Origin of the sequence: Pedococcus dokdonensis, from assembly GCF_900104525.1 — a bacterium.
GTDB lineage: Bacteria > Actinomycetota > Actinomycetes > Actinomycetales > Dermatophilaceae > Pedococcus > Pedococcus dokdonensis.
This window is the reverse complement of sequence record NZ_LT629711.1, coordinates 3,747,183-3,760,547: the sequence shown is the minus strand read 5'-3', so window position 1 is coordinate 3,760,547 and position 13,365 is coordinate 3,747,183. Positions and strand designations below refer to the sequence as shown.

Here is a 13,365-nt window from a genome sequence, read left to right as displayed (position 1 = left end):
CGCTACGGGTCGACGCGTAACTTCCGGGTCCGCCGCTCGTTCTCAGCACGAACGACCGTCATCGACTCCACCGCAGGGATCCCGCCCGGGACCACCGCACGGGTCGCAGCAGGGCTGGGGAGGGAGAAGCCGGCATGCCAGTACTGAACCGCTCGGCCGACCGTTTCCAGCGCGCCCTCGACGGCGAGCGGGTCACCGACGCCGGCCTGGCGGAGCTCGTCGAGACCAGCCGACACCTCGTCGGCCTGACCTCGGCCGTCCCGGCGGCCGACGCCGAGTTCGTGGCCACCCTGCGCGAGCGGCTGATGGCCGAGGCCGCCCGGATGCCCGCCCCCAGCCCGGTCGCCGCCAAGGCCGCCGCCGCCCGCCGAGCCGCCTCCCGGACCACCCCCGTCGTGGTCGTGGTGGGTCGTGGCCTCCCCCGCTTGCTGGCCGGTGCCGCCGCGTCCGCACTCCTGGTCGGTGGTGTCGTCGGGGTGGCATCGCGCGGCTCCGTCCCCGGCCAGGCGCTCTACCCGGTCAAGGGCTGGCTCGACGGCGTCGCCGTCCGCCTGGCCGACGGCGACCTCGAGCGTGGCCAGACCCTCCTCGCCCAGGCGCAGGGGCACGTCTCGGACGCCCGCACCCTCGCCGAGCGCAGCGACGACGACGCCGGCGACATCAACACCGCACTCGGCGGGGCGATCGACTCGGTCCGCCAGGGCCGACAGGCGCTCGACACCGCCTACGCGACGACCGGCAACCCGCAGTCGCTCATCGCGATGCGCGACTTCACCGCCCGCACCCTCCCGCAGCTCGACGCCCTGCGCACCGAGGTGCCGGCGGGCTCCCAGCCGAAGCTCGCGGAGCTCGTGGCCCTCCTGCGCGACACCGAGGAGAGCACCGCCCGCCGGATCGCGGCCTGCGGCGGTGCCTGCACCGGGGCGGTCTCCTCGACCCTCGGGCCGGCCTCGCTGCCCGGCTCGTCGGCCACGACCGCACCCTCCGGCTCGGCGACCAGCTCGGCGTCGGGCGGCATCACCGTGCCCAGCACCGCCGTCACCGTGCCGGGCGGCGTGCCCGTGCCGGGGGGATCGAGCAGCAGCGGTCCCGTCGTGGGTGGGGGCGGCGGCAGCGCCAGCGTCGGTACCGGCGGCGCCAGCGTGGGCCTGCCGACGCTGAGCGTCTCGGTCCCGATCGTCCCCTCCCTCACGGCCACCGTGCCGCTCCCCACGCTGAGCGTGGGCACCGGTGTCGGCGCGACCGTGCCCAGCAGCACGCTCGGGCCGGTCACCCTGCCGGGCGTCACCGTCACCCTCCCCTGACCGGCGCCACGCCCGTCTCCGCGGCTGGCCGGACCGGTCAGAAGAAGACCGACCGACGCTGCATCAGCAGCGAGTAGAGGGTCTGCTGGATCGTCTCGCGCACCTGGTCGGTGAGGTCGAACACGAGCATCGGGTCGTCGGCGGCGTTCGGGCCCAGGTCGGCGGTCTCGACCGGTGACCCGAACTCGATGATCCACTTGCTCGGCAACGGGATCAGCCCGAGCGGACCGAGCAGCGGCCAGGTCGGCGTGATCGGTGCGTACGGCGCCCCGAGCAGCCGGGCGACGGCCTTCGCGTTGCCGATGATCGGGTAGATCTCCTCGGCCCCGACGATCGAGCACGGGATGATCGGCGCCCCGGTGCGCAGGGCCGCGGAGACGAAGCCGCCACGCCCGAACCGCTGCAGCTTGTAGCGCTCGCTGAACGGCTTGCCCACACCCTTGAACCCCTCCGGCCACACCCCGCACAGCTCACCGCTCGACAGCAGCCGCTCGGCGTCGGGGTTGGCGGCCAGGGTCGACCCGGACTTGCGCGCGACCTGGCCGATCACCGGGGTCTGGAACACGAGGTCGGCGCCGAGCATGCGCAGGTGCCGGTGCTCCGGGTGCTCGTCGTGGACGGCCACCTGCGTCATCAGGGAGTCCATGGCGACGGTGCCGGAGTGGTTGGCCACGACCAGGCCGCCACCCTCGGAGGGGATGTTCTCGATCCCGCGCACCTCGACCCGGAACCACGAGCGGTAGAGGGGGCGCAGCACCGGCAGGTAGAAGTGCCGGGTGAAGTCCTCGTCGAAGCCGAACTCGTCGACCGTGTAGTCCCCGGTCACCCGCCGCCGGACGAAGGAGAGCATCGAGGCGAGGTGCCGCTCGACGTCGTCGGGCGAGATGCCTGCGGCCTCGGCGGCCACCCGCACGGCGGCGATGCCGGCCGTCAGCAGCTCTTCCACGCCCGGGGCGATGCTGCGCGACCCGCCCGACGAGCCGGCGCCGATCGCGGGCTCGGGCACGACGACGTCGTCGGTGACCGCCTTGAGGGCGCGCACCTTCGGGGCCGGGGTATGCCGCGGGCTCGCCGACGTCGCGCCGCCCTCGTCGCGCCGGGGTCCGGCGGCCGCCGCTCGGGACGGCTTCGTGGTGCGGGCCCCGGAGCGGGCCACCGCCTTGCGCGTCGGGACCGACTTGGCGACCGGGCGCGGGCGGTGCTTCCCGCTCGACGCGGCCGGGGCGAGCGTTGCCGCCGTGGAGGTGACCGCCGCAGGGGTGGCCGGCGTGGGGGCGGCCTGAGCGGGGGTTGCGGGTGCGGTCTCGGCCGGGCGAGCCGGGTCGGCCGCGATGAGCGGGGTGCTACGGCGCTTGGCGCGCTCCCCCGACGCCCGTGCTGCACCCACCGCCAGCGTGCTCTTGCGGGCCGGCTTCTTCTTCGGCGCCCCAGCGCCCGAGGTGGGAGCCATCAGTCGTTCCTCCCTGCAGCCCAGACGTGGCTGATCGCGCTCGCGGCAGTGCCTGCGGCACCGGTGACGGCGGCGCCGACCACCCCGGCACCCGGGATCGCCGAGCCGACGCCTTGCGCGTAGTCCAGGAAGGCGGCGCGCGTCGTGTAGGACGGCTCGAAGCCCAGCACCTCGCGCATCCGACGGGTGTCGAGCCCGCGGCCGTAGGCCAGGAACTGGATCTGGTCGCTGCTGAAGTCGGCCAGGCCGGAGCGCTTGACCAGGTTGCCGAAGATCCCGGCTGCCGGCATCGGCACCGGCACGATCGGGCGACCGGCCATCCCGGCGGCCTGGGCCACCGTGATGACACCGTCGCCGGCGATGTTGGTGATGCCGCTGCTCGGACCGGTGGTGGCGACGAGGAGCGAGGCGATCGCGTCGGATTCGTGGACGAACTGCAGCCGTGCGTCGTAGCCGAACGGGACCGGCACCACGGGCAGCGCGAAGTAGTCGGTGAGCGAGGTGCGGATGCCACGGCCGATGATGTTGGCGAACCGCAGCATCGAGATCTCGACGTCCGGACGCCGCCGTGAGAAGCCCCGCACATAGCCCTCGACCTCGACCGAGTCCTTGCCGAACCCGGCTCGTGGCAACGACTTCGGGCCCATGTCCTCGGTGAACATCGCGGGATCGCGGGGGCTCGAGCCGTAGACCGCGGCCGACGACTTCACCACCAGCCGCTTGATGCTCGACGCCTTCTGGCACGCCGCGAGCAGCTGCATCGTGCCGATGACGTTGATCTCCTTCTGGGAGGTCCGGCCACCGGCATGGGTCGGGGTCGCGATCACGTTCATGTGCACGACGGTGTCGACCTCGGACTGCGCGATGATCTTGCCGATCATCGGGTTGCGGATGTCGGCCCGCACGAACTCGGCCCGCCCGATGTCGCCCGGCGGGGGATGACGTCGACGCCGATCACCCGCTTCACCGACGGGTCGGCCGTCAGGGCACGGGCGAACTGGCCCCCGAGGTACCTCGAGACGCCGGTCACCAGGACGACATCAGCCACAGGCAAGACCCTACCGAGCGCCCCGGTGATGCCGAAGGGGATGCGCCACCCCGTGGACGCGGCGCTGGTCACATCGCGCCGCGAGCGAGGACACGACGCGCCGCGAGAACTGGACGTTCGCGCGGATCCGGCCGGCGCGTCGTGTCCTCGGACGCCGTTCCGGGCAAGAAGAAAGGCCCCCGCTCGGCGGGGGCCTTCGATCACTTCTTGTTGCGACGCTGGTGGCGCGTCTTGCGAAGCAGCTTGCGGTGCTTCTTCTTCGCCATGCGCTTGCGGCGCTTCTTGATGACAGAGCCCATGATGTCCTCTTGGTCGTGGTCGTGTTGCCGGACGGGGCAACGAACGCACCACGCCGAACTGTGGGGCCACTCTAGCGGCCCCCGACCCCACGACCCAAACCGCGCCCCCGCCGCCCGGGCCCGGCACCATACGAAAGGGCGGGTCGGGGCTCGCGCCCCGACCCGCCCTTCACCGTGCGGTCAGCAATTCGTCACGCGGTGTCGACGTATGAGGTTCGCAGGTACTTGTGCACGGCGTCCTCCGGAACCCGGAAGGACCGCCCCACGCGGATGGCGGGAAGCTCTCCTGCGTGCACCATGCGGTACACCGTCATCTTCGACACGCGCATGATCGAGGCCACCTCGGCGACGGTCAGGAACCGCACCTCGGCGAGCTGTCGCTCGTTGGACATGTCTTTACCTCGATCTTCTACACGCGCGCATCGCCGGCTTCCCTTCCGGCGGACCTCTACTCGCGTGCAGAGTGAACTGTAGGGGCTGATGTGACTCGTGGGGAACCCAATGGGAAAACTTCTTCCGACTTGTCCAGCCGACACGCCGCAGCCACCTCGGAAATCACAACGGTGTCACTCTGAGCACTGGTCGTTCAGTCGAACCAGACGTCGAGGCCGTGCCGGTCGAAGACGGCCTGCCGCGTCGCCATGATGGCCCGGTCGACCTCGTCGTGGGGGTTGTAGCCCATGTCCCAGGGCTGGTGCCAGATCGGACCGTCGGCAGGGTCGAGGTCACCCATCCGGCGCGGCCCCTCGCGGCCGAACGCCTGGCGCACGTGGTCCAGCCAGTCCTGCGGCACCGGCTCGGTCAGGGCGACCGGCTGGTGGGCCGCGATGGCGGTCAGGTGGGTCCAGGTGCGCGGGACGACGTGCACGAGCTCGTAGCCGCCGCCCCCCAGCGCGACCCAGCGTCCGTCGCAGACCTGGTGCGCGAGCCGGTGCAGCGCCTCGGCCGCGGCCCGCTGCGCGTCCACCGACATGGCCAGGTGCGCGAGCGGGTCCTGGGCGTGCGTGTCGCAGCCGTGCTGGGTGACCAGCACGTCGGGCTTGAAGGCACGCACCAGCGGAAGGGCGGTGGAGTGCAGCGCGCGCAGCCAGGCCGAGTCGCCGGTGCCGGGAGGCAGGGCGACGTTGACCGCGTCGCCCTCCGCGGCGGGCCCACCGATGTCGCTCGCGAACCCGGTGCCCGGGAACAGCGCCCGCCCCGACTCGTGCAGCGAGATGGTCAGCACCCGCGGGTCGTCCCAGAAGATCCGCTCGACCCCGTCGCCGTGGTGGACGTCGACGTCGACGTAGGCCACTCGCTTGGCGCCGTGGTCGAGCAGCCAGCGGATGCCGACGGCGATGTCGTTGTAGACGCAGAAGCCGGCGGCGTTGCCCGCCATCGCGTGGTGCAGCCCGCCGCAGAAGTTCACGCCGTGCTGGGTGCGCCCCTCCCACACGTCCTGACAGATCTGCCGGGTGCCCTCGACCACCCGTGCGCTGGCCTCGTGCATGCCGGCGAAGCCCGGGTCGTCGTCGGTGCCCAACCCGTAGGCCGGGTCGGCAGCGGCCGGGTCCTCGGACGTGGCGCGCACGGCGGCGACGTAGTCGGCTGTGTGCACGGTGGTGAGCACGTCGTCGTCGGGGACGGGCGGGGAGAACACCTCGACGCCCTCGTGGTCGAAGACACCCAACGACTCGCAGAGGCGGGCGGTGAGGTCGAGCCGGACCGGGTTCATGGGATGGCCCGGCCCGAAGTCGTAGGCGGTGAACCCGGGGTCCCAGACCACCCGCACCTGTGAGGGCATGGCCCGACGCTACCTGCCGCGCGACGATTCCGGACAGCACGGTCCCACCTGCAGGGACGCGCTAGCGTGGAGGTCCCACCATCCGTCCCACCATCCCCGATGCCGCGGAGGCCAGCAGTGGCGAAGAAGCTGTACGAGGACGACGTCCTGGTCATCGGCCTCGGTCGGTTCGGCAGCGCGGTCGCGATCGAGCTGACCAAGCTCGGGCACCACGTCGTGGCCGTCGAGCGCGACCCGCACCTCGCCGAGTCGTTCCTGGGCAAGGTGGGCCGGATCGTGCAGGCCGACGCGGCGCAGCCCCAGTCGGTCGCCAACCTCAAGGCGCGCAGCTTCCAGATCGCCGTCGTCGGCATCGGGTCGTCGGTCGAGGCGTCGGTGCTGTGTGCGATGAACCTCGTCGACGCCGGCATCCCCACGATCTGGGCGAAGGCACTCTCCCCGAGCACGCCCGCATCCTCGACCGGATCGGCGTGCACCACGTCATCTCGCCCGAGGTCGACAGCGGCCGCCGGGTCGCGCACCTGCTCAACGGCAAGCTGATGGACTACATCGAGTTCGACGACGGGTTCGCGATCGTCAAGATGAAGCCGCCGCAGGAGGCGATCGGGTTCACCCTGAAGCAGAGCGCGATCCGCAGCAAGTACGGCGTCACCGTCGTGGGGGTGAAGGCACCCCACAGCGACTTCACGTACGCCGTCCCCGAGACCAAGGTGACCGCGCACGACACCCTGATCGTGAGCGGCCCGACCGATCTGCTGGACCGGCTGGCCTCCCGCCCCTAGGCCCCACTCCCTGTCGCCAGCTCATGCAAAAGGCGAGTTAGCGCCGGACGTCTGCGGCGCTAACTCGCCTTTTGCATGAAGGAGCGACGCTCGGTATGGCGCGCGGCTCGGTATGGCGGGCGGCGCGGCGGCGCGGGCGGAGCGGCACAGCGGGGGCCCGCGGCGCGGCATACCGCGGGTCGTCAGAGGTTGGGGGTGCCGCGGTCCTCACCGAGGGGCAGCACCATGGCCACCTCGTCCTCGTCGTCCTCGGAACCCTTGACGCGCATCGGGCGACGGCTGTCGGTGGGCCGGAAGCCGAAGCCGCTGGCGAAGGCGACCGCCCGTCCGTTGTCGGCACCCACCCAGTAGGCGAGGTGGCTGCGGCCCTGCTGGCGGGCGGCATCCGCGCCGGCCTGCACGAGCTGGGTCGCGACGCCGGTGCCGCGGGCGGCGGGCGCGACCCACAGCCCGAACAGCTCGGCCACCTTGGCGTTCTCCTTCTCGCCCTCCTGCCGGGCCTGGCCGACGCTGGCGACCCCGACCGGTGAGCCGTCCCGCTCGGCGAGCAGCCGCTGGCTGCGCCGCATGCGGGTGCGCCAGAAGTCCTCGTCGTAGGCGCGTTCCTCGTCGGCACTGGCCACGAAGGCCTCGGGCGACTCCTCGAGCGCGTTGATCCGCACCGATCGGTACTGCTCCCACTCGTCCTCACCCAGAACCCGCACGGAGATGTCGCTCATGACCCCACTGTCGCACGACCGGGGCGTCTTCCGTCATCGGGGCCACCGAGTGTTCACCCAGGGCCGACGGTCACTGCGCGAGCAGGAGCTCCATCTCGAACTCGGTCACCGTGGGCTGGTGCGGCAGCTCGCCGGTGCGACCCGTGCGGGTGAAGCCCAGCCGCTCGTAGAAACCGATCGCGCGCGGGTTGTCGTCGGCCACGTCGAGCGTGACCCGCCGCAGCCCGGCAGCCCGGGCGTGCTCGACCAGGGCGGCCACGAGGCGGTCGGCGACCCCGCGGCCGCGCGCGTGCGACGCGACCCACATCGCCACCAGGTAGGTCTCGTCCGCCGGCTGGTCGGGGGCGTGGAAGGACGTGACCGAGCCGACCGGGAGATCGTCCTCGAAGGCCAGCCACCCCGCACTGTCGGCCATCCGCTGGACCCACACCTCGTCGGGGAACGCGACCTCGCGCTGGAAGGTGCTGCCGTAGGCCCGCGGGGTGTCGAGCAGCATGGCGAGCCGCACCGCCCGGTTGACCTGCCAGATCGAGGGGTCGACCCGCACGACGTCGAGACCGGGCGGCCCCGGCGCCGGTCCCAGCGCGGGGTCGCCCGCCGGCTCAGTCATTCCCGGAGGCCAGCTCGTGCGACCGGGTCGCCGCGGCCTCCATGGCGGTGATGAAGGCGGCCCGCACCTTGTGGTCGTCGAGCTGCCGCAACGCGGCGGCCGTGGTGCCACCGGGAGACGTGACCTGCTCGCGCAGCACGGTCGGGTGCTGGCCCGTCTCCCGCATCATCGTGGCGGCCCCGAACAGCGTCTGCACGACCAGCTCCGTCGCGGTCGGCCGGGGCAGACCGAGCACGACGCCGGCCTCGATCATCGCCTCGACGACGTAGAAGATGTAGGCGGGGCCGCTGCCGCTGATCGCCGTGACCGCGTCCTGGTGCTTCTCCGCGACCTGCACCACCCGCCCGCACGAGCGCAGCAGCTCGGCCGCCTCCTCAAGGTGGGCTGCGTCCGCGCTTCGACCCGGGCTGACGGCGGCCATCCCCTGGTCGACCAGCGCCGGGGTGTTGGGCATCACCCGCACGACCGCCACCCCGTCCGGGAGCCGGCTCTCGAGGTACTGCGTGGGGATGCCCGCGGCGAGGCTGACGACGAGGTTGCCGGCCGTGACGTGACCGCGGATCTCCTCGACGAGCCCTCCCATGTCCTGCGGCTTGACCACGAGGACGAGGGTGTCGGCGGCTTGCGCCGCCTCGACGTTCGACATCGCGCGCACGGCATACCGGTCGGTCAGCTGCTCGGCGCGCTCCGGTCGCCGGGCGGTCACGATCAGCTCGTCCGCACTGCGCCCGGACCTGATCAACCCCGAGAGCAGGGTCTCGCCCATCACACCGGCACCGAGGATCGCCACAGTTCCCATGGCGGCAGTCTGGCAGTGCTGCCCGATCCGATGTGCACGCGCCGGTGATTCCGGGCGCGTTCGCATCGAGTCGGCGCAGCCGGGTCAGTTCTTGGTGGCGAGTCCGCGCAGGAAGAACATCGTGTTGGCGGGGCGCTCGGCCATGCGCCGCATGAGGTAGCCGTACCACTCCTCGCCGTAGGGGATGTAGACCCGCATCTGGTTGCCGCGGTCGGCGATCCGCTTCTGCTCCTCGGGGCGGATGCCGTAGAGCATCTGGTACTCGTAGCTGTCGGGGTCACGGCGGTGGTGCACGGCGAGCGCCCCGGCGATCTCGACGAGCCGCGGGTCGTGGCTGGCGACCATCGGGTAGCCCTCGCCGCCCATCAGGATCTTGAGACAGCGGACGTAGTTCTGGTCGACCTCCGAGCTGCTCTGGTGGGCGACCGACTCCGGCTCCTTGTAGGCGCCCTTGCAGAGCCGCACCCGGCTGCCCTCGTGCGCCAGGTCGCGGCAGTCGCCCTCGCTGCGGCGCAGGTAGGACTGGATCACCGCGCCGACCCACGGGAAGTCCTGGCGCAGCTCGCGCAGCGCCTCCAGCGTCGCGTCGGTGGTGGTGTGGTCCTCCATGTCGAGCGTCACCGTGGTGCCGGCGTTCGCGGCGGCCTGGCAGATCTCGCGGGCGTGCTCGAGCGCGATCTTGTCGCCGTCGCCGGGCAGGTACTGGCCGAGGGCGGACAGCTTCAGGCTCACCTCGCCCATGCCGTGCTGTGACAGGTCGGCTTCGGCGAGCGCCCTGAGCAGGTCGAGGTAGTGGTCGCGGGTGCGGATCGCCTGGGTGAGGTCGCTGGTGTCCTCACCCAGGTAGTCGATCGTCGCGAGCCGGTTGGTGGCCCGCAGGTCGGCGGTGGCGGAGACGGCGTCCTCGGTGCGGTCACCCGGGACGAACCGACGGACCACGCTGCGACTCACGGGCGCCTTCTCGATCGTCTGTCGCACAGCATCGCTCTTGGAGAGCTGGAGCAGGCTGTTGCGCAGCAGGTCACTGGCGTCCACGGGAGTCCTTCCGACCGGTCGCCACGGAGGTCGCGGCGGCGTCAAGGCTAACCGTCCGCAGGCCGGACCGCCGCCGGGGTCGTCGGAGTCGTCGGAGTCGTCGTGCGGCCGTCAGGACCGTCAGGGTCGTCCGGGTCGTCGTGCGGTCGTCAGGGGGCCACCGCCTCGAGGTCGGGGAAGGACAGCGTGATCGGCGCGTTGGTCGCCGAGCCCGACAGGAACGCGTAGACGCCCACGGCGCCGGCCGACTGCAGGCCCGCCGTGGAGTCCGTCGTGGTCGTGGTCCACGCCCCGGGCTCAGCGGTCCCGGCCCGCCACACCTTGGCGTTCAGCGTGGTCGTCCCACCCCCGACCGCCTGCACGCGCAGCGACAGCGCGTCGCCGGCCGCCACGACCACCCCGGGGAGCGGCACGCTCGTGAGGATCGTCTCGGCGCCGCCCACCGTCCGGGCGAGGTATGCCGTGGTGTCGGTGCCCGTCACCCGCACCTTCACGCGGTAGTCCGACGTGCCGACGCGGCGCACGACGGCCGAGGCGTAGACGCCACCACCGGTGGCCGGCTTGTCGAAGCCGATGGTGGTCCGGAGGTCGACGTCGCGGGCCGAGGTCGACGTGAGGTAGGCCGACGGCCCGGACGAGGCAGCAAGCCGCATCGTGCCCGCTCCCCCGCTCACCGCGAAGTTGCTGGCAGCGGTGGTGAGGGTCCAGGTGCCGCCCGTGTCGGCCTGGCCCCACCCGTCCACGACGGTGCGGCTGAAGGTGTCCCTGGCGATGACCCCGGCCGCGGCGACCGTGACCTGTCGGGTGGTGCTGCCGGTCGCACCCTGGTTGTCCGTCACGGTGAGCTGCGCCGTGTAGGTGCCGGGCGCGGCATACGTGTGGCTCGGGGTGGCACCGGTGCCGGTGGCGCCGTCGCCGAAGTTCCACGTGTAGCTCGCGATCGACCCGTCGGGGTCGCTGGAGCCCGAGGCGTTGAACGAGGCGGCGAGCCCGGTGGCGCCCCACGTGAACGACGCGGTGGGCGGCTGGTTGCCGCCGCCACCACCGTTGCGCAGTGCGTACTGTGCCTGGATCGTGCTCTGCCCCAACGCATTCGGGTAGATCGCGATCTCGTCGACGTTGCCGACGAAGTTGTTCGACGAGGGACGCGGGCTCCAGCCGGGGCGACCGTCGTCGGTGCCCAGGACATCCCCGCCGAGCCGCCAGTAGCCGAGGTAGGACTCGCCCGCCGTGGTGTCGGTGCGTGACCCGACGAGGTTGCCGTCGACGTACAGCCGCATCCCGGCGCTGCTCATCGTCGCCGTGATCATGTGCCACACGTTGTTGTTGTAGGCCGACGGGCTGATCACCGTCCGCAGGGAACCGTCCTGGCCGTAGACCCCGAACACGATCCGGCCGGAGTTGTCCATGTAGAGGTGTCGGTCGCGGTGGGCGGACTTGCCGTTCTGGAGGTCGCCGAACCCGAGGATCCGGCCCCCGCTGCCGGTGGACGTGCGCACCCACACCTGCGAGGTGAAGGTGTCCGGCGCCGTCTCGGACCCCAGCGCGTAGACCCGGCTGAAGTCGTTGTTGGTCAGGGCGGCTGCGGTGTCACCGGCGATGGCACCCGACTGGCCCCACTGGATCCCGGTGTCCCCGCGGCCGTCGGTGACGCCGAGGCCGGCCGTGCCACCGGTGCCGGCTGCGCGGTCGTTGACCGTCAACCCGGACGCCTCGTTCATCGGCCAGTAGATGCGGGCCCCGTTGGCGCGCACCGACTGGGCGTACCCGCTGCTCGCGCTCGACGAGGTCGGCATCGTGACCGTCGCGTTCCCGCCGAAGACGGTGTTGCCGCCAGGGTCGTTGGCGATCAGCTGGTAGGTGTAGGTGGCGCCGGGAGTCAGGCCGGTGTCGACGAACCCCAGCGCGGGCAGTGACCACCAGCTCGAGCCGGCCGTCGTGGTGTAGCGCGGCGACCCCGTGGCCCCGTTGCGGATCACCCGGTAGGTGAGGTTGTAGTCGTCGCGGTCGAAGCCGGCCGTCCAGCTCACCCGCAGCGTCGACGACGAGGTCGGGACCAGCCGGGGCGTGAAGGTGCCACCGGTGAACCGCGGCCCCTCCTTGTTCGGTGCCAGCCCACGGCGGGCGAACCGCACGAGGCCCTGCTGTCCGACGCCGTTGACCGTCGGGAACTCGCCGCCGTAGACGACGTAGTCGGCGTTGCCGTCGATGTCCCACCCGGCCTGGTACTGGCCGGTGTAGGAGCCCATGGTCATGTCCGGGAGCCAGTTCACCAGGGACGGCGCGTTGGTGCCACGCCAGTTCGGGTAGCCGAGTGAGTCGCTGAGGATCTGCCCTCCGACCGAGTCGGTCCAGGCCATCGAGTGCTGGAACTTCCACTGGGGGTACTGGGGGAAGCCACCGCCCATGGAGCCGCAGTAGTGGGGGTGGCCGGCGATGTAGACGACCCCGCCGGTGAGGAAGGCCGAGTAGAAGTCGCCGTGGCAGGCGGTCAGCCACTGCGTCGTGGAGTTGGCGACGGGGATCTTGAAGGCGCCCTCCAGGTTCGCGCCGCTGCCGAACGACCACGAGGTGCCGTAGACGTAGGGGCCCCAGATGTTGAGGCTGCTGATGCCCGTGTCGGGGCCCGCGTTGCGGACCGCCGGCTTCCAGGAGGTGTCGAGGACGCCGTTGGCACCGCCGATCTTGGCGAGACCGTAGGCGTCGAGCCCGCCGACGTGGGTGAACGAGCCTCCCGCGATGACCCACTGTCCGTCGCCGGACACGGCGAGGGCCCAGACCGCGTAGTCCGCGTTCGGGTTCCAGGGCAGCACCGCGCCGTCGGAGGCTCGGAAGGCAGCGAGGTTGTTGCGCAGCTGCCCGTTGCCGAGCCCCGCGAAGCCACCGCCGACGTAGACGGTGTCGTTGGTCGCGACCACCGCCCGGGCCCGGGCGGTGACCCCGGTCGGGTTGAACGCGGTGCTGAGCGCCCCGGTGGCCGTGTCGAAGGCCGCCACCCGGCGCCTGGCCTGGCCGTTCACGGTGGTGAAGTCGCCCGCGATGTAGATGCGGCTGCCGTCGGGGGACGCCGCGACGGAGAGGATCTGACCGTTGACCTGGGGGGCGAAGGAGCCGATGAGGACGCCCGTGGTGATGTTGTAGGCGAGGAGGTTGCTGCGGGCGACGAGGTTGGTCCCCGGGGCGGAGCCCGCCGGGCGCGCGTTGCTGAACGACCCGCCGGCATACACCGTGGTGCCGACCACGGCCTGGCCCCAGACGACGCCGTTGACCTGCACGGTGGGCAGGGCGTCGGCGCTGATGCCGGTCGAGGTGACCGGCACGACCGGTGCCGGTGCGGCTGACGCGGAGACGACCGCCCCGAGCAGCGCGGCAGCACACAGGGTCACCACCGCCAGCGCGCTCGTGAGGGACCTCGTCCCGCGGTTACCGAGAAGACTCTGTCGCTCCGCCATGGCGCACCCCGACCACCCAAGTGACGGGCAGCGGGGTGTGCGAGTGGCTGACCGTGCACGGAGTCCGGCAGCGGGGCACGGCGC

11 protein-coding genes and 1 pseudogene are annotated in these 13,365 nt (G+C 71.9%); 2 read left to right on the top strand and 10 right to left on the bottom strand.

Annotated elements, in window-relative coordinates:
• Window positions 1-134: 134 nt before the first annotated feature.
• Window positions 135-1,304, top strand: coding sequence for a hypothetical protein (locus tag BLQ34_RS17680; RefSeq protein WP_091788564.1), 1,170 nt, complete (start codon window positions 135-137; stop codon window positions 1,302-1,304).
• A 37-nt stretch (window positions 1,305-1,341) separates the two neighbouring features.
• Here BLQ34_RS17680 and BLQ34_RS17675 read toward each other — a convergent pair whose 3' ends face one another.
• The 5 genes from BLQ34_RS17675 to BLQ34_RS17655 form a co-directional block, all read right to left on the bottom strand.
• Entirely contained in the window at window positions 1,342-2,754 is a 1,413-nt protein-coding gene (locus tag BLQ34_RS17675) for a lysophospholipid acyltransferase family protein (protein WP_091788561.1), read from the bottom strand.
• Window positions 2,754-3,659, bottom strand: coding sequence for an NAD-dependent epimerase/dehydratase family protein (locus BLQ34_RS17670; RefSeq protein WP_231961343.1), 906 nt, complete (start codon window positions 3,657-3,659; stop codon window positions 2,754-2,756). The genes BLQ34_RS17675 and BLQ34_RS17670 overlap by 1 nt, the downstream gene beginning before the upstream one ends.
• A gap of 343 nt (window positions 3,660-4,002) precedes the next feature.
• Window positions 4,003-4,101 (bottom strand): 30S ribosomal protein bS22, encoded by a 99-nt coding sequence (locus BLQ34_RS17665; protein ID WP_003792170.1) that lies wholly within the window; start codon window positions 4,099-4,101, stop codon window positions 4,003-4,005.
• Between the two features lie 191 nt (window positions 4,102-4,292).
• Entirely contained in the window at window positions 4,293-4,493 is a 201-nt protein-coding gene (locus BLQ34_RS17660) for a helix-turn-helix domain-containing protein (RefSeq protein WP_056915613.1), read from the bottom strand.
• Window positions 4,494-4,687: 194 nt separating this feature from the next.
• Entirely contained in the window at window positions 4,688-5,884 is a 1,197-nt protein-coding gene (locus BLQ34_RS17655) for an acetoin utilization protein AcuC (protein WP_091788558.1), read from the bottom strand.
• A gap of 99 nt (window positions 5,885-5,983) precedes the next feature.
• Between BLQ34_RS17655 and BLQ34_RS17650 the strand changes: the two are divergent.
• A pseudogene (locus tag BLQ34_RS17650) lies at window positions 5,984-6,666 on the top strand (potassium channel family protein).
• A gap of 182 nt (window positions 6,667-6,848) precedes the next feature.
• On the opposite strand, the gene BLQ34_RS17645 reads toward BLQ34_RS17650, so the two are convergent.
• The 5 genes from BLQ34_RS17645 to BLQ34_RS17625 all read right to left on the bottom strand — a co-directional run bounded on the left by BLQ34_RS17645 (window position 6,849) and on the right by BLQ34_RS17625 (window position 13,215).
• Window positions 6,849-7,385, bottom strand: coding sequence for a GNAT family N-acetyltransferase (locus BLQ34_RS17645; RefSeq protein WP_091788555.1), 537 nt, complete (start codon window positions 7,383-7,385; stop codon window positions 6,849-6,851).
• Between the two features lie 70 nt (window positions 7,386-7,455).
• Window positions 7,456-7,995 carry a GNAT family N-acetyltransferase gene (locus tag BLQ34_RS17640; protein ID WP_091788552.1) on the bottom strand — a complete coding sequence of 180 codons (540 nt, stop codon included), beginning with the start codon at window positions 7,993-7,995 and terminating at the stop codon, window positions 7,456-7,458.
• Window positions 7,988-8,794, bottom strand: coding sequence for a pyrroline-5-carboxylate reductase (gene proC / locus BLQ34_RS17635; RefSeq protein ID WP_091788549.1), 807 nt, complete (start codon window positions 8,792-8,794; stop codon window positions 7,988-7,990). Before proC ends, BLQ34_RS17640 begins: the two co-directional genes overlap by 8 nt.
• Window positions 8,795-8,878: 84 nt before the next feature.
• Window positions 8,879-9,829, bottom strand: a complete 951-nt coding sequence (locus tag BLQ34_RS17630) for a proline dehydrogenase family protein (protein WP_091788546.1) — start codon at window positions 9,827-9,829, stop codon at window positions 8,879-8,881.
• A gap of 149 nt (window positions 9,830-9,978) precedes the next feature.
• Entirely contained in the window at window positions 9,979-13,215 is a 3,237-nt protein-coding gene (locus BLQ34_RS17625; protein ID WP_197674739.1) for a PKD domain-containing protein, read from the bottom strand.
• Window positions 13,216-13,365 lie beyond the last annotated feature (150 nt).

Bases quoted from the DNA above. Each gene is read 5' to 3' on its own strand.
- BLQ34_RS17680 (WP_091788564.1), top strand. From the start codon at position 135: ATGCCAGTACTGAACCGCTCGGCCGACCGTTTCCAGCGCGCCCTCGAC.
- BLQ34_RS17675 (WP_091788561.1), bottom strand. From the start codon at position 2,754: ATGGCTCCCACCTCGGGCGCTGGGGCGCCGAAGAAGAAGCCGGCCCGC.
- BLQ34_RS17665 (WP_003792170.1), bottom strand. From the start codon at position 4,101: ATGGGCTCTGTCATCAAGAAGCGCCGCAAGCGCATGGCGAAGAAGAAG.
- BLQ34_RS17660 (WP_056915613.1), bottom strand. From the start codon at position 4,493: ATGTCCAACGAGCGACAGCTCGCCGAGGTGCGGTTCCTGACCGTCGCC.
- BLQ34_RS17655 (WP_091788558.1), bottom strand. From the start codon at position 5,884: ATGCCCTCACAGGTGCGGGTGGTCTGGGACCCCGGGTTCACCGCCTAC.
- BLQ34_RS17645 (WP_091788555.1), bottom strand. From the start codon at position 7,385: ATGAGCGACATCTCCGTGCGGGTTCTGGGTGAGGACGAGTGGGAGCAG.
- BLQ34_RS17640 (WP_091788552.1), bottom strand. From the start codon at position 7,995: ATGACTGAGCCGGCGGGCGACCCCGCGCTGGGACCGGCGCCGGGGCCG.
- proC (WP_091788549.1), bottom strand. From the start codon at position 8,794: ATGGGAACTGTGGCGATCCTCGGTGCCGGTGTGATGGGCGAGACCCTG.